We start from the raw sequence: 21,390 nt of genomic DNA on the forward strand, positions 1-21,390 counted from the left end.
CTCCTGCCTCTCATGTCCGGCAGCCCGCCCTCGGCCCCCTCTTTCCGCAGCGTGCCCTTCGGGCGCCGCTTGAACCCGCCCGTCCTTGGTGTCACCCTGCGGCAAAAGCAGCGTCGAGAGGCAAGGATGCAGGACAGTCAGGCACCGCTGGAAATCGTCTCGCCCGAGGCGCCGGAACCGGAGGTCTTTTCGGATGCCGCCGCCGCCGTGGACCGGCTTTGCGCGCTCTATCAGAGCTCTGTGCAGTTTCTGCACGACCGGTTTCTCGACGCGATGGCCAAGGGCCATCCCGGGGTGCGTATTCGCGCCTATTACCCCGAGGTGCGCATCACCACGGCGACCCACGCCAAGGTCGACAGCCGCCTGAGCTTTGGCCATGTGCCCGCACCCGGCACCCATGCCACCAGCATCACCCGGCCGGATCTCTTCCGCCATTATCTCAAGCAGCAGATCGGCCTGCTGCTCACCAATCACGGCGTGCCGGTGCAGGTGGGATTCTCGACGACCCCGATGCCGGTGCATTTCGCGGTGGCGAATTATCCCGATCTTTCGGTGCCGCAGGAGGGGGCAGGCCGTTTCATCCTGCGCGATGTCTTCGATGTGCCCGACCTGAGCGTCACCAATGACGACATCGTCAACGGTGTGGCCAAACCCGCCGAGGACGGCGCCGGGCCGCTCGCCCCCTTTACCGCGCAGCGAGTGGATTATTCGCTGGCCCGGCTGGCACATTACACCGCCACCGATCCGGCGCATTTCCAGAACCATGTGTTGTTCACCAACTACCAGTTCTATGTCAGCGAGTTCGAGGCCTATGCCCGCGAGCAGCTCGCCGACCCGGAAAGCGGCTACACGAGCTTTGTCTCGACGGGCAATGTCGAGATCACCGAAGCCGGGGCAGAGATTCCGCTCAGCCCGAAGATGCCGCAGATGCCGACCTATCACCTCAAGCGTCCGAACGGCTCAGGCATCACACTGGTGAATATCGGCGTGGGGCCGTCGAACGCCAAGACCGCGACCGACCACATCGCCGTGCTGCGCCCGCATGCCTGGCTGATGGTGGGCCATTGCGCGGGCCTGCGGAATTCGCAGTCGCTGGGGGATTTCGTTCTGGCGCATGCCTATCTGCGCGAGGACAAGGTGCTCGACGACGACCTGCCGGTCTGGGTGCCGATTCCGGCGCTGGCCGAGATCCAGGTCGCGCTGGAAACCGCGGTGGCCGAGGAAACCCAGCTCGACGGCTACGACCTCAAGCGGATCATGCGCACGGGCACGGTGGCCAGTGTCGACAACCGCAACTGGGAACTGCGCGACCAGTCCGGCCCGGTGCAGCGCCTGTCGCAATCCCGCGCCGTGGCGCTGGACATGGAAAGCGCCACCATCGCCGCCAATGGCTTTCGGTTCCGCGTGCCTTACGGCACCCTGCTCTGCGTCAGCGACAAGCCGCTGCATGGCGAGCTGAAACTGCCCGGCATGGCGAGCGATTTCTATAAAACGCAGGTTGCGCGTCACCTGATGATCGGTATACGCGCCATGGAAAGATTGCGCGGCATGCCACTGGAACGGCTGCACAGCCGGAAGTTGCGCAGCTTCGAGGAAACCGCATTCCTCTGACGTAGCGGAAACCGGCTCAAACCACCACTAAATGCGCAGTTTTCACTTGCAAACCGCCCCTAATCGTTGTGATTGAACTCCACATGATGTTATATTCCAGCGATGAGGCCCAATCTTTCGGGCAGTGAAGGAGACCATGAAATGGCGAAACCGATGACCAAGACCCAGCTTGTGGCAGCTCTGGCCGAAGAGATGGGCGCTGACAAGAAAACCGCGACCACCGCGCTGGACGCGATCACCGGCATCATCACCAAGGAAGTGGCCGCCGGCGGCGCCGTGACCCTGCCGGGTGTCGGCAAGATCTACTGCCGCGAGCGCCCCGAGCGTATGGTGCGCAACCCCGCCACCGGCGAACAGTTCAAGAAAGAGGCCGACAAGCAGGTCAAGATGACCATTGCCAAGGCTCTGAAGGACAGCGTGAACGGCTGAGCCGTCCCGCATCCGAGGACTGCGAAGGGTCGCTTTCGGCGGCCCTTTTCTTTTGCTCGAAGGTCTCAGGAGATCTCGTCGGTCCAGACCTCGAACCCGGTGAGCGTATTGCGCCCGAAACTGTGGATCAGCGGCACATCCGCCGCGTCCCGTCCGCGCGCGACCAGCAGGCGCCCGATACGCGGCATCGAGGCGTTGTTGCGCGGGTCGAAGACCCACCAGGCGCCGCCCAGAAAGACCTCCATCCAGGCCGAGAAATCCCCCGGCGCGTAGGGCGGCGGCATACCGATGTCGCCCAGATAGCCGGTGCAATAGCGCGCGGGAATGTTCATGCAGCGGCAGAGCGTGATGGCGAGATGGGTGAAATCGCGGCACACGCCGCGCGCCTCGGCAAAGGTCTGCGAGGCGGTGCGGGTGGCGCGGGCATGTTCGTAACCGAACTGCACATGCCGGTTGGTGAAATCGCAGATCGCCTGTACCCGCATGGTCCCCGAGGGCACGGTTTCGAACATTCGCCAGGCCTCTTCCGACAGGAGGTCGGTGTCGCAATACCGGCTGCCCAGAAGATAGGGCAGCGTGTCCTCGGGCAGCGCCTCGACCGGCGTTTGCGGAATGTCGGGCGGCACCGCGTCGGGCAGGCCATTGTCGTAAAGGACGCTGCCGCTGCCGATGCTGAAGGCACCCGCAGGGGCGACCAGCTTGGTGCACCAGTTGCCGAACCCGTCGCGATAGGCGGTGAGCGGGACGGAGGGGGAGGTGGTGATGTGGTCGGGGCGCTCCAGATCGCCCGCGCGCGAATAATGCACGTTGAGCAGCGCGATCATCGGCGTGGGCTGCGGCAGGTCGAGGTGAAAGCGGCAGCCGAATTTGATGCGCATAACGCGTGGCCCTCCGGTTGGGGCGCAGGCGGCGCGCCCGCTCTCCCTCTTAGGCGATGGCACGGCCTTTGTCGAAACATGGCGGCGGATCGGCGCAAGGTTTCGCGCATCTTCGAGCTGGCGGGCAAAAACTGCCCGCCCCTTCGGCACTCACCCATTCATCTTTCCGGAAAATACTCCCGCCGGAGGCGTCCATGCCCCTCCGCAGCGTTCAGCCCAGACTGCCGAGCGCTGCCCTCTGCGTACCGTCCTCGGCGAAATTCTCCGGTGCGAGCCAGGCTTCGAGCCGCGCCTTCACCGTCGGCCATTCCTCGTCGATGATCGAGAACCAGGCGGTGTCGCGGTTGCGCCCCTTGACGATCACCGCCTGCCGGAAGGTGCCCTCGTATTTGAAGCCCAGCCGCTGCGCCGCCCGGCGCGACGGCGTGTTCAGCGCGTCGCATTTCCATTCATAACGGCGATAGCCCAACTCGTCGAAGGCGCGGGACATCATCAGATACATGGCCTCGGTCGCGGCCGCCTGCTTTTGAAGACGCGGCGCGAAATGGATATTGCCGACCTCGATCACGCCATTGGCCGGGTCGATGCGCAGATAGGAGCAAAACCCCAGCGGCGTGCCCTCGGGGGTGCAGATGGCAAAGAAGAGCGGGTCGGTGCTTTGCGCGGCCTCTGCCGCCCAATGCTCCGCATCGGCCAGATCGGCGAAGGGGCCGCGCGGCAGATAGGTCCAGTTGCGGCCCAGCGTGTCTTCGGCAAAGGCCTCGTAAAGCCCCGCCGCATGCGAGGGGGTCAGAGGTTCGAGGCGCACGAGGCGGCCTTCGAGCGGCGCGTGCGGCGGGCGGGGGCGCGGAAAAGACCCGCCGACCGGAAGGCCGACGGGCTGACCGAGATCGTTGATCCTGTTGTGGGACATGGGTCAGGCAAAGACTTTCGTAAGGCTCTGGTCCACCGCGTCGATGATCTGGTCGATGTCGTCCTTGGTGGCGATCAGCGCGGGCGCGAAGCAGAGCGTGTTGTTGAGGCCGGGCACCGAGCGGTTGGTGGCCCCGATGATGACACCCGCCGCGTTGCAGCCCGCGACCACGGCGCCCACCTCTTTCTCCGAGACGGGCTCCTTGGTGGCGCGGTCGGCAACCAGTTCGGCGCCGAGGAACAGGCCCTTGCCGCGCACATCGCCGATCACGGCGTGCTTGTCCTTCAGTTCGGACAGGCGGTCGAGCATGTAATCCCCCATGGCGACGGTGTTGTCGAGCAGCCCTTCATCTTCGATAATCCGCATGTTTTCAAGCGCCGCCGCCGGCCCGGCGGTGCAGCCGCCAAAGGTCGAAATGTCGCGGAAATAGTTCATCGGATCGCTGGCATCGTCCTTGAAAAGATCGAAGACGCGTTCGGAGGTGACGCAGCAGGCGATGGCGGCGTAGCCCGAGGCCACACCCTTGGCCATGGTCACGAAATCCGGCTCGACGCCGTAATGCTGATAGCCGAACCAGGTGCCGGTGCGGCCCACGCCGCAGACGACCTCGTCGATATGCAGCAGCACGTCGTATTTGCGGCAGATCTCCTGCACCCGCTCCCAGTAGCCGGGGGGCGGGACGATCACGCCGCCGCCGGCGGTCACCGGCTCCAGACAGAGCGCGCCCACGGTGTCGGGGCCCTCGCGCAAAATAACTTCCTCAATCGCATCGGCGGCCTTTTGGCCATAGGCCTCGCCCGTCAGATCCCATTGCGCGCGGTATTCCAGGCAATGCGGCACCTCGACAAAGCCCGGCGCGAAGGGGCCGTATTGCGCGTTGCGCTCCAGTTGCCCGCCCGCCGAAAGCGCGCCGATGGTGGTGCCGTGGTAATCGCGCTCGCGGTAGAGGATCTTGTGCTTCTTGCCGCCATAGCGCTTGTGGGCGATCTGGCGGACCATCTTGAAGGCCTTCTCATTCGCCTCGGACCCGGAGTTGGTGTAATAGACCCGGCTCATGCCCGGCATCTTCTCGATGAGCTTCTCGGCGAAGAGCGCGCCGGGCACGGAACCCAGAGCCCCGGCAAAATAGTTGAGCTTCAGAAGCTGTTCGCTGATCGCATCGACAATGGTCTTGCGACCGTAGCCCACGTTCACCGTCCAGACCGCGCCCGACACCGCGTCGAGCGCCTCGCGGCCGTGCTGGTCCCAGACGCGCATGCCCTTGCCCTCGACGATGATGCGCGGGTCGGTGGTCTCGAAGGTCTTGTGCTGCACCAGATGGTGCCAGACATGGGCCTTGTCCGCCTCGACAACGTGGCTCAGATCGTTCTGCGAAAGGGTGCCGTCCATCTTCCAAATCTCCCGGAAAAGCGAGTCTCCGGCACGCGTGCCGGTTCGGTCAGGATGTTAGCACACGTATGGAAGCCGGACGCAACTCTCCACCGTAGGGACGCAAGGGCATTCCGGCACGGTTGCGGCGAAAGGCGGCGGTTGAGAGTGCCCGGCAATCGGGCCGATGCCCGGTTTGCGGGCGGCAATCCGGGCGGGTTCGGGGATTAACCGTTGATCGTCTGCCGGTTTTCCGCTCGGATTGAGGCGTGGCCAGAGGCCGCCGAAGAGTACCGCCCTTCCGGAGCGGACCGTGTAAACAGGGGAGTGACAAGATGACGATGACCAAGCGCCTTTTGGGAGCCGTTGCCGGCACCGCGCTGCTGGCCGGCGCCGCCAGTGCCGAGACGATCACGGTGGGCTATTTCCTCGAATGGCCGATGCCTTTCGAATATGCCAAGGCCGAGGGCCTGTACGAAGAGGCGATGGGCGTCGAGATCAACTGGGTGAGTTTCGACACCGGCACCGCGATGAGTGCGGCCATGGCCTCGGGCGATGTGCAGCTCTCGGTCAGCCAGGGCGTGCCGCCCTTTGTCGTGGCGGCCTCGGCGGGGCAGGATCTCCAGATCCTGGACGTGGCGGTGAGCTATGCGGACAATGACAACTGTGTCGTGGCCGAAGCGCTGGAGATCGACAAGGACTCCGCCGGCGAGCTGGCGGGCAAGAAGGTGGCGGTGCCGCTCGGTACGGCGGCGCATTACGGATTCCTCAAGCAGATGAGCCATTTCGGCGTGGATCTGGCGAGCCTCGAGATCGTCGATATGGCGCCGCCGGACGGGGCGGCGGCCATCGCGCAGGGGGCTGTGGACATGGCCTGCGGCTGGGGCGGCTCGCTGCGCCGGATGAAGGAGCATGGCAATGTGCTGCTGACCGGGGCCGAAAAGGAAGAGCTGGGCATTCTGGTCTTCGACGTGACCTCGGGGCCTGCGGGCTGGGTCGCGGAAAACGCCGATCTGGTGGCGGAATTCCTGAAGGTGACGGCGGAGGCCAACGCCATGTGGTCGGATGAGGCGAACCATGCCAAGATGCTGCCGGTGATCGCCAAGGATGCGGGCATGGATGAAACCGCCACCGCCGAGACGCTGGCGAGCTTCGTCTTCCCGACGGTTGCGGATCAGCTCTCGGCGAAATGGCTGGGCGGCGGCGCGCAGGAGTTCATGAAGGGTGTGGCGGATGTGTTCGTGGAGGCGGGCTCCATCGACGCGGCGCTAGATAGCTATGCCGATCACGTGAACATCGGGCCGCTGACCGCCGCCTCGGGCATGTGACCGGCGGGGCCGCTCATCGGCCCGGGCGGGCCTCTTCGCGAGGAGAGGCCGCAAGGGCTCGAGGAGCGGTCGCCGTCGCGCGATTTTTAAGCGGGATGTCATGACCGGGCTCGTCCTCGAAAACCTCTCCATGCGCTTCGACCTGCCCAACGGAACGTCGGTTCAGGCGCTGAAGGATGTCTCGCTCGATCTGGCGGCGGGCGAGCTTCTGTCGGTGCTGGGCCCCTCGGGCTGCGGCAAGACCACGCTTCTGAACATCGTCGCGGGGTTTCTCGCGCCGACCGAGGGCAGGGTGCTTCTGAACGGCCACGCCGTGACCGGCCCCGCCGCCGAGCGGGGCATGGTGTTCCAGCAGGGCGCGCTCTTCGAATGGATGGATGTGCGGGCCAATGTGAGCTTTGGCCCGCGCATGGCGGGCAAGCGCGAACGCGACTGGGGCGCGCATGTGGACCATCTGCTCGATGTGGTGGGTCTGCGCGAGTTCAAGGAAAAGGCGGTTTACGAGCTTTCGGGCGGCATGCAGCAGCGCGTGGCGCTGGCACGCTGTCTCGCCAACGACCCGGATGTGATCCTGATGGACGAACCTCTGGGCGCGCTCGACGCGCTGACCCGCGAGAAGATGCAGAGCCTTGTGCTGAAGCTCTGGAAGGAGACCGGCAAGACCATCATCCTCATCACCCACTCGGTGGAGGAGGCGCTGCTGCTGGGCGAGCGGCTGCTGGTCATGGCGCCGCGTCCGGGCCGCATCCACAAGGAATACCGCCTGCCCTTTGCCGATCTCGGCGTGGGCGAGGATCTGCGGGCGGTGAAGAAACACCCCGATTTCGCGGCGACCCGCGAAGAGATCCTCGGCATGATCTGGAACATGGAGGAAGAGATCATGGGCCGCACCGAGGCGGCGCAATGATCGTTTTCCTCATCTACATCGCCATCTTCGTGGCCTCCTTCCTGCTGGTGAAGCTGCTGGTGCACCGCAGCACGCGCGATTTCACCGCGCGCAAGACGGTGACCTTCGGCGACGAGAGCGCGGTGCGCCCGAACCGCGTCGCCGGTGTCGTCTCGGTGCTGACCATCTTCCTGCTCTGGGGGGCGTTCACCGGCTCGAAATGGGTGCCGGGGGTCCTGCACGCGCCGGGGCCGTTCATCGGAGACGCGACGTTCACCTATACCGCCGAGGCCGAGGGCGTGGCGCCCGACGACGCCACGGTGACGATCCGCGTCTTTCCGGTGGGCGAGGAGGTCACGGCACCCGAGGTCGCGCCCGGCGAGGGCTGGGCGAAGAACGACGCCGATACGGTGGGCGCCTGGCGCTCGGGGCTCGTGCGGGTGGACCGGAACGATGATCACGGCCGCGATCAGGGGCACCGGGTGGTGGCGGTGAACGGCACGCCCATCGCGCCCGGCGGCGAGGTGATGACCGCGTTCGGACGGGTCGGCATGTCGCCCAAGGGCACGCTGAATTTCGAGCCCAGCAAGGGCTTGCAGATGGAGCCGATCTGGCTGCCGCCGCCCGAGGCGGTGCTGGCGCGGCTGAGGGAGATCGCGCGGGAAGGCTATCGCGACAGCACGCTCTGGGAGCATCTGGGCTGGTCGCTTTTCCGGGTGATCGCCGGGTTCTTCTTCGGCGCGCTCATCGGCATCCCGCTGGGCTATGCGATGGGGCTATCGGACTGGTTCCGGGGCTGGTTCGACCCGATCGTCGAATTCATGCGGCCCGTCCCGCCGCTGGCGCTGATCCCGCTGGTGATCATCTGGGCGGGGATCGGCGAGCCGGGCAAGATCATCCTGCTCTTCCTCGCGGCGCTCTGGATCATGGCCATCGCCGCGCGCGCGGGCGTGTCGGGGGTGAAGATCTCCAAGGTGCACGCGGCCTATTCGCTGGGCGCGAGCAAATGGCAGATCATGCGCCATGTGATCATCCCCAATTCGCTGCCCGACATCTTCACCGGCGCGCGGGTGGCAATGGGGGTCTGCTGGGGCACCGTGGTGGCCGCCGAGCTGGTGGCTGCCGAAAAGGGCGCGGGCATGATGATCATGGTGGCGTCGAAGTTTCAGCTCACCGATATCGTGATCATGGGGATCATCCTGATCGGCGTTATCGGCTTTGGCATCGACATCCTGATGCGGCTGGCGGAGAAGGCGCTTGTGCCGTGGAAAGGCCGCGGCTGAGCCTCTGCGACGCGGAGCGGGAGAGGGGCGGCGCTGCGGTTCGCCGATCCGGCGCCGGCGACGCATCGCTCTGCGGGCCGGCAAGACAAGGCCGGGCGGTCTGATCCCGCCCGGGAGGCCGGCTCAGTCGCCGGGCGCCTCGGAGCTCATCCCGTCAAGCATTTGCAGCAGCGCGGTGATCTGACCGTCGAGCCAGAGGCGCAGCACATCGACCTTGGCCACATAGGCCGCCATGATCGGGCCCGCGCCGGGGAACATCTCGGCGATCTTGGGGGCGAGCATGTAGAGCGCTATGGCGAAGATCGCGAGCGCCAGCACCAGCCGGAACCCGTTCGAGAACCCGCTGCGCTGCGCCTTCTCTTCCTCTTCGACGGCGGCACGGCCCTGCGGGGTTTCCATGCTCCGGCGCTCGGAGGAGGCGCGCAGCGTCTGGTTGATCTCTTCGATGTCGGGCAAAAGCTCGCGCCGCGATCCGGCCGCCGCCGCCGCCGCTGCGGTCTCGGCAGCCTGCTGCTGCGGCGACTCGTCTTCCTCGAATTCGCCGCGCATCCGCGCCATGCGCTCGCGCGCCTCGCGCGAGCGGCGGGCGGCCTCGTCCTCGCTGGGCTCTTCGAGCCCCAGTTCCGGCTGGCTTTCCAGGGTTTCGGCCTCGGCGGCGCGCTGGCGCGTCTCGCGCTCGGCCTCCTCGCGCAGGACCTCGGCCACCGACGGGTCGAGACCGCGCGGGCGGCGCGTTTCGGGCTGCGCCTGTTCCTCGGAGGGGGCCGGTTCCGGTTCGGGGATCGGTTCGGGCTCCGGGTCCGGCGGCGTTTCGGGCTCGGCGTCCGGCTCGGGCTGCCAGTCTTCGTCGGGCAGCGTGCGGCCCAGTTCCAGCGCCAGTTCGGGATCGTCGTCGGGGTGGGCCTGGAACCACGTATGGCCGCAACTCGAGCACTGCACGTCGCGCCCGCCCTCGGGAATAACATTCGAAGGCACTTCGTACTGCGCGCCGCAATTTGGGCAAATCAGCCGCATATGGCTCTCATCTTCCTGCGTGTGTTCGGCGGGTCCTTCTTGCGGGACAATAGGTTACCGCGATTGCATGCGAAAGCCCAATTTCCGCGCCCCCGGCGGATTGCATCTGCGGCGCGGCTCATGCACAACAGGGCTTGTTTCCGCAAGGGTGGTCTGGGCGTGATCGAGCTGGAAAATGTGGCCTACAGCTATGGCGGCGGAGAGCTGCTGTCCGATCTCTCGCTGCAACTGGCGCCGGGCTCATTCCATTTCCTGACCGGACCCTCCGGGGCGGGCAAGACCACGCTGCTCAAGCTCTGCTACGGCGCGCTGCGCCCCACTGCGGGCTATGCCCGGCTTTTCGGCCAGGACGTGCGTCAGATGGACCGGGACGCGGTGGCGCTGTGCCGGCGGCGGATCGGGGTGGTGCATCAGGATTGCCAGTTTCTCGATCACCTGCCGCTGAACGAGAACGTGGCGCTGCCGCTGACAGTGGCCGGGCAGGACAGCGCCGGCCAGGCCGAGAACCTGCGCGAGCTGCTCGCCTGGGTCGGGCTGACCGAACGCGGAGAGGCGCTTCCGCCCGAGTTGTCGGGCGGCGAGCGCCAGCGCGCGGCGCTGGCCCGCGCGGTGATCATGTCACCCGAGGTGGTGCTTGCCGACGAACCCACCGGCAACGTCGATTGGGAGATGTCGCAGCGGCTGCTGCGGCTGCTGGTCGAACTCAACCGGATGGGCAAGACGATCCTCATCGCCACCCACGATCTGCAGCTTATCCGCGCGGCCAAGGCGCAGGTGCAGGCGCGGGTGTTGCGGATCTCGAACCGCCGGTTGCAGACGGCGGGGGCGGATCTGTGAGACTGTCTTTCGAAACCGTCCGGGCGCTCGGGCGCGGGGATACGGCCGCCGACCGGGTTGTCCCGCCGACCGGCTTCACCGCGCGTCTGACGCTGTTCGTCGCGGCGGCCATGGCATTTCTGGCGGTCTTCGCGCTGGCGCTGTCGCTGGCGGCCGGGCGGCTGGCGACAAGCTGGGGAAACGAACTGGCCCGGGCCTCGACGGTGCGGATCTCGGCCCCCGACGGCCAGCGCGCGGCGCAGACCGCCGCGGCGCTGCGGCTGTTGCAGCAGACGCCGGGGATCGCTTCGGCCCGGGCGCTGAGCGAGGCCGAGCAGCAGGCGTTGCTCGAACCCTGGTTCGGGCCCGATCTGCCGGTGGCCTCGCTGCCGGTGCCGCAGCTCATCGAGGTGATCGAGACGCCCGGAGGGTACGATCCGACGGGGTTGCGGCTGCGGCTTCAGGCCGAGGTGCCGGGGGCGGTGCTGGACGATCACGCGCGCTGGCGCAAGCCGCTGGTGGCGGCAGCGGCGCGGCTGAAGATGCTGGGCTGGGTGTCGGCGCTGCTGATCGCGGCGGCGGTTGGGGCGATGGTGACGCTGGCGGCCAATGCGGCGCTGGCGGCGAATGCGCAGGTGATCGCCGTGCTGCGTCTGGTGGGGGCCACCGACAATTATATCGCCCGCGCCTTTGTGCGCCGCTTCACCCTGCGGGCGCTCACCGGCGCGGCGGCGGGCACGGTGCTGGGGGTCGTCGCGGTGTTCCTGATGCCGTCGGGCGGCGAGACGGCGGGTTTTCTGACCGGGCTGGGCTTTCGCGGCTGGCACTGGCTGATTCCGCTGCTGGTGCCGCCGCTGGCGGCGGCTGTCGCCTTTGTTGCCACGGCGGTGGCGGCGCGGCGCGTGCTGGGAGGGTTGAGCTGATGGCATATGCGGTGCAATGGCTGCGGTCGCTGATCTTTGTCGGGCAGATGTATGGCGCGATGGCGGTTCTGGGGATCCTGTTCTTTCCCTGGGCGATGGTCTCGCGCCGGGGCGCGCGCCTGGCCTGTCTTCTCTGGTGCCGCTGGGCGCGCTGGACCGCGCACTGGATGGTCGGGTTGAAATCCGAGATCCGTGGCACGCCGCCCGAGGGCGAGGTGCTGATCGCCGCCAAGCATCAGAGCTTTTTCGACATCATCATGATCTTCTCGGCGGTGCCGGCGGGCAAGTTCATCATGAAGCGCGAATTGCTCTGGGCGCCGGTGCTGGGGCAATATGCGCTGCGCATCGGCTGCGTGCCGGTCGACCGGGGCAAGCGCGGGGCGGCGATCGCAAAGATGTTGCAGGATGTGGACCGCGGAACGGCCGAGCCGGGCCAACTGATCATCTATCCGCAGGGCACCCGCGTCGCGCCGGGGGTGCACAAGCCTTACAAGGTGGGGGCGGCGCTGCTCTATGAACAGACCGGCCAGCCCTGCGTGCCGGCGGCCACCAATGTCGGGGCGTTCTGGCCGCGCACGGGTATCTACCGCAAGCCGGGGCTGGCGGTGGTGGAGTTCCTGCCGGTCATCGCGCCGGGGCTGCCCAAGGACGCGTTCCTCAAGCAGCTTGCCGAGGAGGTCGAAACCGCAAGCGACGCGCTCTATGCAGAGGCGACGGGGGCGTGAGGCGGATCGAGAGCATCGAGGCGCTGGAAGCGCTCTACGGGACACCGGGAGAGGCGGCACTGCGCAAGGTGGCGCGGCGTCTGACGCCTGCCTATCGCCGCTGGATCGCCGCCTCGCGGTTCTGCGTGGTCTCGACCGTGGGCCCCGAGGGGACCGATGGCACGCCGCGCGGCGATGACGGGCCGGTGGTGCTCGAGCTCGATCCGGGCACGCTGGCGCTGCCGGACTGGCGCGGCAACAACCGGCTGGATTCCCTGCGCAACATCGTGCGCGATGCGCGGATCGCGCTGATGTTCATGGTGCCGGGCGAGAACACGGTGGTGCGGGTCAATGGCACCGCCTTTCTGACCGACGACGCGGATCTGCGCGCGCGCTTCGAGCGCAAGGGGCGTCAGCCCGCCACGGTGGCGGTGATCGCCATCGCGGAGATCTATTCGCAATGTCCCAAGGCGTTGCTGCGTTCGGGGCTCTGGGGGCGCGACGACAGCGCGGAGGTGCCCAGCCTCGGCGAAATCCTGTCCGAGATGACGCGCGGCGACATCGAGGCCGGGGCGTGGGACCGGAGCTATCCGGAGCGGGCGCAGCGCACGCTCTGGTAGCCGCGGGGTGACGCGCGCCCATGGGCCGGGGTGCCTGCAAGGGTCGGGCCTGCGCCTGTCCGGGAGCGTCGGTCCGCCACCCGTGGGCCGTGCCGAGGTGGTCTGCGCCGGCGCATCCGGTTGGGCCGGGGCAAATTCCTTTGAAGGAATTTGCAAAAGCCTTCGAAGGCTTTTGACGCGAAAGGCCCCCGCGTTGGGCGGGGGGCCTCTGACGGGTCCGCTGGGGACCGGCGGATTACGCGTGGATCGGTCCGTCGCCGCAGGCCAGCGCCGCCTCGCGCACCGCTTCGGAATAGGTCGGGTGCGCGTGGCAGGTCAGGGCCACATCCTCGGCGGAGGCGCCGAATTCCATCGCCACGCAGATCTCGTGGATCAGATCGCCGGCGCCCGGTCCGATGATGTGGCAGCCGAGGATGCGGTCGGTTTCCTTATCGGCGAGGATCTTGACGAAGCCCTCGCCGGCAAAGACCGCCTTGGCGCGCCCATTGCCCATGAAGGAGAACTTGCCGGTCTTGTAGGCGCGGCCCTCGTTCTTCAGATCCTGCTCGGTGGCGCCGACCGAGGCAACCTCGGGCCAGGTGTAGATCACGCCGGGGATCACGCCATAGTTCACATGGCCGTGCTTGCCCGCCAGGACCTCGGCACAGGCCATGCCCTCGTCCTCGGCCTTATGCGCCAGCATCGGCCCGGCGATGGCGTCGCCGATGGCGTAGATGCCGGGCACATTGGTCTGCCAATGGGCGTCGGTCTTGATCTGGCCGCGCTCGGTGGTGGCGATGCCCAGCTTGTCGAGCCCCAGCCCCTCGGTGAAGGGACGGCGGCCGGTGGCGACGAGCACCACATCCGCCTCGACCGTGTGTTCGCTGTCGTCCTTGCGCAGCTTGTAGGTGACCTTGGCCTTGGTCTTGGACGCCTCGACCTTCTGCACGGCGGCACCGAGGGTAAACTCCAGCCCCTGCTTGGTCAGCATCTTCTGCAGCCCGCGCTGCACCTCGGCATCCATGCCGGGGGTGATGACATCGAGGAATTCGATGACCGAGACCTCGGAGCCCAGCCGCTTGTAGACCGAGCCCAGTTCCAGCCCGATCACGCCGGCGCCGATCACGACCAGCTTCTTCGGCACTTTCGGCAGCTCCAGCGCGCCGGTGGAACTGACCACCACCTTCTCGTCGATCTCGACGCCGGGCAGGGTGCTGGGCTCGGAGCCACTGGCGATCAGGATGTTCTTGGTCTCATAGGTCTCGTCCCCGACCTGGACCTTGCCGGCCTCGGGGATCGTCGCCCAGCCCTTGATCCAGTCGATCTTGTTCTTCTTGAAGAGGAACTCGACGCCCTTGGTGTTCTGGCCGATCACGTCGTCCTTGTAGGCGAGCATCTGTTTCCAATCGACCGACGGCGCCTTGCCCTTGAGCCCCATCTTGGCAAAGTTGTGCTCTGCCTCATGCAGCTGGTGGGAGGCGTGCAGCAGCGCCTTGGAGGGGATGCAGCCGACGTTCAGGCAGGTGCCGCCGAGCGTGTCGCGGCCCTCGACGCAGGCGGTTTTCAGGCCGAGCTGGGCGCAGCGGATGGCGGCGACGTAGCCGCCGGGGCCCGAGCCGATGACGATGACGTCGTATTGTGCCATATGGGTGGTCCTCTTGGTTGGCGGGGCGGGGGCGCTGCCCCCTTCGCGAGCCGGGGCTCGCTTGTCCCCCGGAGTTTATCGGGAAAGATGAAAGGTCATATGAGCGTGGCGATGAGCATGACGGCGGTGGCGAAGAACCCCGCGAGCCAGATGAGCGAGCGCCAGGGAGTCCAGCCGAAGAGATAGGCGGGAATATAGAGCAGGCGCGCCAGCAGATGGGTGACGGCGGCGATGGTGGTGACGGCGCTGGTCTGGTCGGTGAAGGTGACGATCAGCACGGCGGGGGCGAACATCACCAGGCTTTCGAAGGAGTTGTTCACGGTGCGCGAGAGCCGCCCGGTGAGGGTCGAGGGCTGTTTCGGCGGCGGTGTATCGCGGGGGCCGGCGGCCCAGTCGCCCAGTTCGCCGGCGCGGGTGCCCATGTAGATCATCAGTGCGCAATGCAGCAGCAGCGCAAGGGTGAGGGCGGTGAGTTCGGGGGTCATGCGGTCTTTTCCTCGTGCCAGCGGGCCAGGAGGGTTTCGGCCTGCGCCTGTTCGGCTTCGGTCAGAAAACCGGGAATGGGGTCCGAGAGGGCGGTGTTGATCAGGCTCCAGTCACTCTCGTTGCGGATTCGGCCGCGTTTGAGAAGCGCGCGGACCTGCCGGGCCGGGGGTTTGACGTCGGACCAGAGGTTGCGGCCGGTGCGGCGCTTGTATTCCTCGGTCGCCCAGTCGGCGGCTTGCGGGTCGCGGTGGCGGATGTCCTCGATGGCGTAGGTCATGGAGGTCAGCTCTTCGCGCGCGCCAGCGAGAATCTGCGAAGCGCTCGCCTTGCCCTCGGTCACGAGGGCACGCATCGAAGCGGCCGGTATGGCGCCGTCGGTCAGGTAGGTCGGATTGTCCGGTTCGATGATCGGCCCGAGGATTGCAAAGAGATGGTCCAGGGCCGCGCGGGTGCGGTCATGGTCAGCCAGGATCTCTTCGGTGCTGCGGCGGGGCATCTTCCGGCTCCGGGGTGGGATGCGGGCGGGCCTTGGGGCCCGCCCGGCATGTCAGAACGCTGATGGTGGTCGGGGGATTATCCCACCGATCACAGATCCATCAGCAGCCGGCGCGGATCTTCCAGCGCTTCCTTGACGCGCACGAGGAAGGTCACGGCGCCCTTGCCGTCGACGATGCGGTGATCGTAGGAGAGCGCCAGATACATCATCGGGCGGATCTTGATCTCGCCGTTGACGACCATCGGACGGTCCTGGATCTTGTGCATGCCGAGGATGCCCGATTGCGGCGGGTTCAGGATCGGCGAGGACATCAGCGAGCCGTAGACACCGCCGTTCGAGATGGTGAAGGTGCCGCCCTGCATCTCGGCCATCGAGAGCTTGCCGTCGCGGGCGCGGCGGCCCTTCTCGGCGATCTCGGCCTCGATCTCGGCAAAGCTCTTGGCATCGACATCGCGCAGCACCGGCACCACGAGACCCTGCGGGGTGCCCGCGGCGATGCCCATGTGCACGAAGTTCTTGTAGACCACATCGGTGCCGTCGATCTCGGCGTTCACCTCGGGGACTTCCTTCAGCGCGTGCACGCAGGCCTTGGTGAAGAAGGACATGAAGCCCAGGCGCACGCCGTGCTTCTTCTCGAAAAGGTCCTTGTACTGGTTCCGCAGCGCCATCACCTCGGTCATGTCCACCTCGTTATAGGTGGTGAGCATGGCGGCGGTGTTCTGCGCGTCCTTGAGGCGGCGCGCGATGGTCTGGCGCAGGCGGGTCATCTTGACGCGCTCTTCGCGGGCGGCATCCTCGGCGGGTGAGGGGGCGCGCGGCGCGGCGGCGGGCGCGGCAGCGGCGGCCGGTGCCGATTTCGCGGCGGAGATGGCGGCGGAGACATCTTCTTTCATGATGCGACCGTCCTTGCCGGTGCCCTGCACGGCCTTGGGGTCGAGACCCGCTTCGGCCATGGCCTTCTTGGCCGAGGGGGCATCCTCGACATCCTTGCCGGACGATGCGGCCGGCGCCGGGGCGGGCGCGGCTGCGGGGGCCGCGGCAGAGGCGGAGGCGGAGGCACCGCCCGACATCACCGCGAGCTTGCCGCCGGCTTCCACCGTGGCACCCTCTTCTGCGAGGATCTGGGTCAGCACGCCGGAGGCGGGGGCCGGAACCTCGACCGACACCTTGTCGGTTTCCAGCTCGCAGAGCATCTCGTCCTGGGTCACCTGATCGCCGACCTTCTTGAACCAGGTCGAAACGGTGGCCTCGGTCACCGATTCACCCAGCGTCGGCACCATCACATCGACGGGCGCGGCATCGCCGGCATCGGTGAGCGTTTCGGGCTTGGTGGCGGAGGGGCGCAGCTCCACATCCGCCGAACCGGCCTCGCCCGCCGGGGCGATATTGGCCAGAAGCGCATCGACGCCGACCGTATCGCCTTCCTGCGCGACGATGTCCTCGAGCACGCCTTCGACCGGAGACGGCACCTCGACGGTCACCTTGTCGGTTTCCAGTTCGCAGAGCATCTCGTCCACGTCCACGCTGTCGCCCGGCTTCTTGAACCAGGTCGCCACCGTTGCCTCGGTCACGGATTCCCCGAGCGTGGGGACTCGCACTTCGGTCGTCATTGTCTCAGTTCCCTTCGATGCTCAGCGCCTCGTTCACGAGCGCTTCTTGTTGTGCTTTGTGCTGGCTGGCCAGACCCGTGGCGGGCGAGGCCGAGGTGGCGCGGCCCACGTATCGCGGCCGCTTGTGGGTGGCGTCGATGCGCCCCAGCACCCATTCGATATTGGGCTCGATGAAGGTCCAGGCGCCCTGGTTCTTGGGCTCTTCCTGGCACCAGATCATCTCGGCGCCCTTGAAGCGTTCCAGCTCCTTGACCAGCGACAGCGCCGGGAAGGGGTAGAACTGTTCGATCCGCAGAAGATAGACATCGTCGATGCCGCGCGCGTCGCGCTCTTCCAGCAGGTCGTAATAGACCTTGCCCGCGCACATCACCACGCGCTTGATCTCGGCGTCCGGCTTCAGCTGCGTGTCCGAATGGCCTTTTTCCGCATCGTCCCAGAGGACGCGGTGGAAGGAGGAGCCGGTGGTGAAATCCTCGGCATCCGAAACCGCCAGCTTGTGGCGCAGAAGCGATTTCGGCGTCATCAGGATCAGAGGCTTGCGGTAGGAGCGGTGAAGCTGACGGCGCAGGATGTGGCAGTAGTTGGCCGGCGTCGAGCAGTTGGCGACGATCCAGTTGTCCTGACCGCACATTTGCAGGAAGCGCTCCAGACGGGCGGAGGAGTGCTCCGGTCCCTGGCCCTCGAAGCCGTGCGGCAGCAGGCAGACCAAGCCCGACATCCGCAGCCACTTCGATTCACCCGACGAGATGAACTGGTCGAACATGATCTGCGCGCCGTTGGCGAAATCGCCGAACTGGGCCTCCCACAGAACCAGCGCGTTGGGCTCGGCCAGCGAGTAGCCGTATTCGAAGCCCGACACCGCGTATTCCGAGAGCGCCGAGTCGATGACCTCATAGCGCGCCTGACCTTCGCGGATGTTGTTGAGCGGGTAGTACCGCTCTTCGTCATCCTGGTTCACGAGACCGGAATGGCGCTGCGAGAAGGTGCCGCGCGTGCTGTCCTGCCCGGCCAGACGCACCGGGTAGCCCTCGGTCAGCAGCGAGCCGAAGGCGATGCTTTCGGCGGTCGCCCAGTCAAAGCCTTTGCCCTCTTCGAACATCTTCTTGCGGTGTTCGAGGAAGCGGCCCACGGTCTTGTGCAGCGGGAAGCCCTCGGGAACGGTGGTCAGGCCCTTGCCGATCTCGGCCAGCGTCTCGGGCTTGATCGCGGTTTCGCCGCGCTGGTAGTTGCCCTCTTTCTGCTTGTCGAGATGCGACCAGCGGCCATCCAGCCAGTCGGCCTTGTTAGGCTTGTAGGTTTTCCCGGCCTCGAACTCTTCGTTCAGATGCGCCTGGAACGCGGCCTTCATATCCTCGATTTCGCCTTCGGGGATCAGGCCGTCCTTGACCAGCCGCTCGGTATAGAGCGTCAGCGTGGTTTTCTGCTTCTTGATGGCCTTGTACATCACCGGGTTGGTGAACATGGGCTCATCGCCTTCGTTGTGACCGAAGCGGCGGTAGCAGAAGATGTCGATGACCACGTCCTTGCCGAATTTCTGGCGGAACTCGGTGGCCACCTTGGCGGCGTGCACCACGGCCTCCGGGTCGTCGCCGTTGACGTGGAAGATCGGCGCCTCGACCACCAGCGCGTTGTCGGTGGGGTAGGGCGAGGAGCGCGAGAAGTGCGGCGCGGTGGTAAAGCCGATCTGGTTGTTCACCACGATATGGATCGTGCCGCCGGTGCGGTGACCGCGCAGACCCGACAGCGCAAAGCATTCCGCCACGACGCCCTGGCCGGCAAAGGCCGCGTCGCCGTGCAGCAGGATCGGCAGCACCTGTCTGCGCTCGGTATCGCCGAACTGGTCCTGCTTGGCGCGGACCTTGCCCAGAACCACCGGGTTCACCGCCTCGAGGTGCGAGGGGTTGGCGGTCAGCGACAGGTGCACCTTGTTGCCGTCGAATTCGCGGTCGGAGGAGGCGCCGAGGTGGTATTTCACATCGCCCGAGCCGTCCACGTCCTCGGGCTTGAACGAGCCGCCCTGGAATTCGTTGAAGATCGCGCGATAGGGCTTCTGCATCACGTTGGCCAGCACCGAGAGGCGGCCGCGGTGGGGCATGCCCACGACGATTTCCTTGAGGCCGAGATTGCCGCCGCGCTTGATGATCTGCTCCATCGCGGGGATCAGCGATTCACCGCCATCGAGGCCGAAGCGCTTGGTGCCCATGTATTTCACATGGAGGAATTTCTCGAAGCCCTCGGCCTCGACCATCTTGTTGAGGATCGCCTTGCGGCCCTCGCGGGTGAATTTCACCTCTTTGCCGTAGCCCTCGATCCGCTCTTTCAGCCAGGAGGATTCCTCGGGGTTCGAGATATGCATGTATTGCAGCGCGAAGGTGCCGCAATAGGTGCGTTTCAGCACGCCCATGATCTCGCGCAGCGAAGCGATTTGCAGGCCCAGCACGTTGTCGATGAAGATCGGCCGGTCCATGTCGGCCTCGGTGAAGCCATAGGCCTTCGGGTCGAGCTCGGGATGCGGTTCGCGGCCATGCAGCGCCAGCGGGTCGAGATCGGCGGCCAGATGGCCCCGGATCCGGTAGGCACGGATGATCATCAGCGCGCGGATCGAATCGAGCACGGCGCGCTTGACCTGATCGTCGGTGAGGCTCACGCCCTTCTCGGCGGCCTTTTCGGCGATCTTCTTGCCGGCGCCCCTGGCCTCTTTCGGCGGCACGGGCATCGGCCATTCGCCGGTCAGCGCGGCGGTCAGGTCGTCATTGGGGCTCGGCGGCCAGTCGGCGCGCTCCCACGAGGCGCCTTGGGCCTCTTTCTTGACGCTGGTCTCGTCGTCGCCGAGCGCGGCAAAGAACTCGGCCCAGGCCGCGTCGACCGCATTGGGGTCCTCGGCATAGCGGGCGTACATCTGTTCGAGATATTCCGCGTTCGCCCCCTGCATGAAGCTGGAGGCATGGAACTGATCGTTCGGGCTTTGATCCGTCATCGCGCGTCTTCCTTTCAGACCGATCGGTGAAGCAGCAGGAAAGGGACCTTGGCCTCAGGGCCCCTTTCGCGATGCTCCTCTTCCGGTTTGCGGGGGGCAAGGCAAGGCCCCGCCCGACCACGAATTCGTGTGCGTGGCAGGCAAAACTGCCTGCCACGCAAGGATATAGCTCAACCCTTGATCGCTGCCATGACGGCTTCGCCCAGCGTTGCGGGGCTATCGGCCACCACGATGCCGGCGGATTTCATCGCTTCGATCTTCGACTCCGCGTCGCCCTTGCCACCGGCGACGATGGCGCCCGCGTGGCCCATGCGGCGGCCCGGAGGGGCGGTGCGGCCGGCGATGAAACCGGCGGTCGGTTTCCAGCGGCCCTTTTTCTTCTGCTCGGCGAGGAAAGCGGCGGCTTCCTCTTCGGCGGAGCCGCCGATTTCACCGATCATGATGATCGCTTCGGTCTCGTCGTCGTCGAGGAACATGTCCAGCACGTCGATATGCTCGGTGCCCTTGATCGGGTCGCCGCCGATGCCCACGGCCGAGGACTGGCCAAGGCCCAGATCGGTGGTCTGCTTCACGGCCTCATAGGTCAGCGTGCCCGAGCGGGACACGACGCCCACCTTGCCGCGCTTGTGGATGTGGCCGGGCATGATGCCGATCTTGCAGGCGTCCGGCGTGATGACACCGGGGCAGTTCGGGCCGATCAGCCGCGAGCCGGAATCGACGAGGGCGCGCTTCACGGTCATCATGTCGAGGACGGGGATGCCCTCGGTGATGCAGATGATCAGCTCGACCTTGGCGTCGATGGCTTCGAGGATCGAATCCGCGGCGAAGGGCGGCGGAACGTAGATCACCGAGGCATTGGCACCGGTCACATGCACGGCCTCGTGGACCGAGTTGAAGACCGGCAGGCCGAGATGCTCGGTGCCGCCTTTGCCGGGGGTCACGCCGCCGACCATCTTGGTGCCGTAGGCGATGGCCTGTTCGGAGTGGAAGGTGCCCTGCGAGCCGGTGAAGCCCTGACAGATGACTTTGGTATTTGCGTCTACGAGGACAGCCATTGCGGCCTCCTATTTTGCAGTTTCAAGTTTCGAAGCGGCGCGTTTGCGGGCTTCGATCCATAATCTGATGCTCAGGCCCAGCACGCTGATCGCGCCGGTCGCCAGAAAGGCGTGCATTCCGAAAAGCAGGGCCACCGCGCCGATGCCCCCCGGTCCGTCGACCTCGCCCGTGGCGAGACCCTGCCGGATCGGAAAGGTGACGCGCTGCCAGACCTGCCAGAGCAGAGCCAGAGCGGCGATAGAAGAGAACGGGATCGAGACGCGCGTCGCCTTCGCAAGCAGAGCGGCCAGAATCATGAGTACGCCGGCGGACACTGCGCCCGCAATCGCGCCCAGACAGACCGCTATGCCATAGATGAAGACCAACAC

20 protein-coding genes are annotated in these 21,390 nt (G+C 66.3%); 9 read left to right on the top strand and 11 right to left on the bottom strand.

From position 1 onward, the window contains the following. Positions 1 to 126 precede the first annotated feature (126 nt). A complete protein-coding gene (locus M4578_RS09420; RefSeq protein WP_258093195.1) occupies positions 127 to 1,611 on the top strand; it encodes an AMP nucleosidase in 1,485 nt (494 codons plus the stop codon). 141 nt (positions 1,612 to 1,752) lie between these two features. After that, the gene (locus M4578_RS09425) at positions 1,753 to 2,040 is read left to right on the top strand and encodes an HU family DNA-binding protein (protein ID WP_258093196.1); all 288 of its coding nucleotides are present in this window, start codon (positions 1,753 to 1,755) and stop codon (positions 2,038 to 2,040) included. A gap of 65 nt (positions 2,041 to 2,105) precedes the next feature. Here M4578_RS09425 and M4578_RS09430 read toward each other — a convergent pair whose 3' ends face one another. The 3 genes from M4578_RS09430 to M4578_RS09440 form a co-directional block, all read right to left on the bottom strand. After that, positions 2,106 to 2,918: a transglutaminase-like domain-containing protein gene (locus M4578_RS09430; RefSeq protein ID WP_258093197.1), complete on the bottom strand. Its 813-nt coding sequence runs from the start codon at positions 2,916 to 2,918 to the stop codon at positions 2,106 to 2,108. Between the two features lie 211 nt (positions 2,919 to 3,129). Then, positions 3,130 to 3,831 (bottom strand): GNAT family N-acetyltransferase, encoded by a 702-nt coding sequence (locus M4578_RS09435; protein ID WP_258093198.1) that lies wholly within the window; start codon positions 3,829 to 3,831, stop codon positions 3,130 to 3,132. Between the two features lie 3 nt (positions 3,832 to 3,834). Then, positions 3,835 to 5,220, bottom strand: coding sequence for an aminotransferase family protein (locus M4578_RS09440; RefSeq protein WP_258093199.1), 1,386 nt, complete (start codon positions 5,218 to 5,220; stop codon positions 3,835 to 3,837). A gap of 314 nt (positions 5,221 to 5,534) precedes the next feature. On the opposite strand from M4578_RS09440, the gene M4578_RS09445 reads away from it, so the two are divergent. From M4578_RS09445 to M4578_RS09455, 3 genes are all read left to right on the top strand, one after another. Next, positions 5,535 to 6,527, top strand: a complete 993-nt coding sequence (locus tag M4578_RS09445) for a taurine ABC transporter substrate-binding protein (protein ID WP_420854805.1) — start codon at positions 5,535 to 5,537, stop codon at positions 6,525 to 6,527. Positions 6,528 to 6,627: 100 nt separating this feature from the next. Next, positions 6,628 to 7,434 carry an ATP-binding cassette domain-containing protein gene (locus M4578_RS09450; protein WP_258093200.1) on the top strand — a complete coding sequence of 269 codons (807 nt, stop codon included), beginning with the start codon at positions 6,628 to 6,630 and terminating at the stop codon, positions 7,432 to 7,434. Continuing rightward, positions 7,431 to 8,696, top strand: coding sequence for an ABC transporter permease (locus tag M4578_RS09455; protein ID WP_258093201.1), 1,266 nt, complete (start codon positions 7,431 to 7,433; stop codon positions 8,694 to 8,696). Before M4578_RS09450 ends, M4578_RS09455 begins: the two co-directional genes overlap by 4 nt. A gap of 123 nt (positions 8,697 to 8,819) precedes the next feature. Here the strand turns inward: M4578_RS09455 and M4578_RS09460 are convergent, their stop codons facing one another. Next, positions 8,820 to 9,710, bottom strand: a complete 891-nt coding sequence (locus tag M4578_RS09460; RefSeq protein ID WP_258093202.1) for a zinc-ribbon domain-containing protein — start codon at positions 9,708 to 9,710, stop codon at positions 8,820 to 8,822. 159 nt (positions 9,711 to 9,869) lie between these two features. Between M4578_RS09460 and M4578_RS09465 the strand changes: the two genes are divergently transcribed. The 4 genes from M4578_RS09465 to M4578_RS09480 are packed head-to-tail and all read left to right on the top strand — an operon-like array spanning position 9,870 to position 12,773. Next, on the top strand, positions 9,870 to 10,547 hold the full coding sequence (locus tag M4578_RS09465) for a cell division ATP-binding protein FtsE (RefSeq protein ID WP_258093293.1): 678 nt from the start codon (positions 9,870 to 9,872) through the stop codon (positions 10,545 to 10,547). Then, positions 10,544 to 11,449, top strand: a complete 906-nt coding sequence (locus M4578_RS09470) for a cell division protein FtsX (protein WP_258093203.1) — start codon at positions 10,544 to 10,546, stop codon at positions 11,447 to 11,449. Before M4578_RS09465 ends, M4578_RS09470 begins: the two co-directional genes overlap by 4 nt. Next, on the top strand, positions 11,449 to 12,174 hold the full coding sequence (locus M4578_RS09475; RefSeq protein WP_258093204.1) for a lysophospholipid acyltransferase family protein: 726 nt from the start codon (positions 11,449 to 11,451) through the stop codon (positions 12,172 to 12,174). The genes M4578_RS09470 and M4578_RS09475 overlap by 1 nt, the downstream gene beginning before the upstream one ends. After that, a complete protein-coding gene (locus tag M4578_RS09480; RefSeq protein WP_258093205.1) occupies positions 12,171 to 12,773 on the top strand; it encodes a pyridoxamine 5'-phosphate oxidase family protein in 603 nt (200 codons plus the stop codon). Before M4578_RS09475 ends, M4578_RS09480 begins: the two co-directional genes overlap by 4 nt. A gap of 235 nt (positions 12,774 to 13,008) precedes the next feature. Here M4578_RS09480 and lpdA read toward each other — a convergent pair whose 3' ends face one another. The 7 genes from lpdA to M4578_RS09515 form a co-directional block, all read right to left on the bottom strand. Further along, entirely contained in the window at positions 13,009 to 14,397 is a 1,389-nt protein-coding gene (lpdA, locus tag M4578_RS09485) for a dihydrolipoyl dehydrogenase (RefSeq protein ID WP_258093206.1), read from the bottom strand. Positions 14,398 to 14,492: 95 nt separating this feature from the next. Then, on the bottom strand, positions 14,493 to 14,882 hold the full coding sequence (locus M4578_RS09490; RefSeq protein WP_258093207.1) for an MAPEG family protein: 390 nt from the start codon (positions 14,880 to 14,882) through the stop codon (positions 14,493 to 14,495). After that, positions 14,879 to 15,379 carry a hypothetical protein gene (locus M4578_RS09495; protein ID WP_258093208.1) on the bottom strand — a complete coding sequence of 167 codons (501 nt, stop codon included), beginning with the start codon at positions 15,377 to 15,379 and terminating at the stop codon, positions 14,879 to 14,881. Before M4578_RS09495 ends, M4578_RS09490 begins: the two co-directional genes overlap by 4 nt. Before the next feature lie 89 nt (positions 15,380 to 15,468). After that, positions 15,469 to 16,989: a 2-oxoglutarate dehydrogenase complex dihydrolipoyllysine-residue succinyltransferase gene (gene odhB / locus M4578_RS09500; protein ID WP_258093209.1), complete on the bottom strand. Its 1,521-nt coding sequence runs from the start codon at positions 16,987 to 16,989 to the stop codon at positions 15,469 to 15,471. A 4-nt stretch (positions 16,990 to 16,993) separates the two neighbouring features. Beyond that, on the bottom strand, positions 16,994 to 19,966 hold the full coding sequence (locus M4578_RS09505) for a 2-oxoglutarate dehydrogenase E1 component (RefSeq protein WP_258093210.1): 2,973 nt from the start codon (positions 19,964 to 19,966) through the stop codon (positions 16,994 to 16,996). A 170-nt stretch (positions 19,967 to 20,136) separates the two neighbouring features. Then, positions 20,137 to 21,021 carry a succinate--CoA ligase subunit alpha gene (gene sucD, locus M4578_RS09510; RefSeq protein ID WP_258093211.1) on the bottom strand — a complete coding sequence of 295 codons (885 nt, stop codon included), beginning with the start codon at positions 21,019 to 21,021 and terminating at the stop codon, positions 20,137 to 20,139. Positions 21,022 to 21,030: 9 nt separating this feature from the next. Beyond that, positions 21,031 to 21,390 carry a hypothetical protein gene (locus M4578_RS09515; RefSeq protein WP_258093212.1) on the bottom strand — a complete coding sequence of 120 codons (360 nt, stop codon included), beginning with the start codon at positions 21,388 to 21,390 and terminating at the stop codon, positions 21,031 to 21,033.

Source organism: Salipiger pentaromativorans (assembly GCF_024721115.1).
Lineage (GTDB): Bacteria > Pseudomonadota > Alphaproteobacteria > Rhodobacterales > Rhodobacteraceae > Salipiger > Salipiger pentaromativorans.

Bases quoted from the DNA above. Each gene is read 5' to 3' on its own strand.
- M4578_RS09420 (WP_258093195.1), top strand. From the start codon at position 127: ATGCAGGACAGTCAGGCACCGCTGGAAATCGTCTCGCCCGAGGCGCCG.
- M4578_RS09425 (WP_258093196.1), top strand. From the start codon at position 1,753: ATGGCGAAACCGATGACCAAGACCCAGCTTGTGGCAGCTCTGGCCGAA.
- M4578_RS09430 (WP_258093197.1), bottom strand. From the start codon at position 2,918: ATGCGCATCAAATTCGGCTGCCGCTTTCACCTCGACCTGCCGCAGCCC.
- M4578_RS09435 (WP_258093198.1), bottom strand. From the start codon at position 3,831: ATGTCCCACAACAGGATCAACGATCTCGGTCAGCCCGTCGGCCTTCCG.
- M4578_RS09440 (WP_258093199.1), bottom strand. From the start codon at position 5,220: ATGGACGGCACCCTTTCGCAGAACGATCTGAGCCACGTTGTCGAGGCG.
- M4578_RS09445 (WP_420854805.1), top strand. From the start codon at position 5,535: ATGACGATGACCAAGCGCCTTTTGGGAGCCGTTGCCGGCACCGCGCTG.
- M4578_RS09450 (WP_258093200.1), top strand. From the start codon at position 6,628: ATGACCGGGCTCGTCCTCGAAAACCTCTCCATGCGCTTCGACCTGCCC.
- M4578_RS09455 (WP_258093201.1), top strand. From the start codon at position 7,431: ATGATCGTTTTCCTCATCTACATCGCCATCTTCGTGGCCTCCTTCCTG.
- M4578_RS09460 (WP_258093202.1), bottom strand. From the start codon at position 9,710: ATGCGGCTGATTTGCCCAAATTGCGGCGCGCAGTACGAAGTGCCTTCG.
- M4578_RS09475 (WP_258093204.1), top strand. From the start codon at position 11,449: ATGGCATATGCGGTGCAATGGCTGCGGTCGCTGATCTTTGTCGGGCAG.
- lpdA (WP_258093206.1), bottom strand. From the start codon at position 14,397: ATGGCACAATACGACGTCATCGTCATCGGCTCGGGCCCCGGCGGCTAC.
- M4578_RS09490 (WP_258093207.1), bottom strand. From the start codon at position 14,882: ATGACCCCCGAACTCACCGCCCTCACCCTTGCGCTGCTGCTGCATTGC.
- M4578_RS09495 (WP_258093208.1), bottom strand. From the start codon at position 15,379: ATGCCCCGCCGCAGCACCGAAGAGATCCTGGCTGACCATGACCGCACC.
- odhB (WP_258093209.1), bottom strand. From the start codon at position 16,989: ATGACGACCGAAGTGCGAGTCCCCACGCTCGGGGAATCCGTGACCGAG.
- M4578_RS09505 (WP_258093210.1), bottom strand. From the start codon at position 19,966: ATGACGGATCAAAGCCCGAACGATCAGTTCCATGCCTCCAGCTTCATG.
- sucD (WP_258093211.1), bottom strand. From the start codon at position 21,021: ATGGCTGTCCTCGTAGACGCAAATACCAAAGTCATCTGTCAGGGCTTC.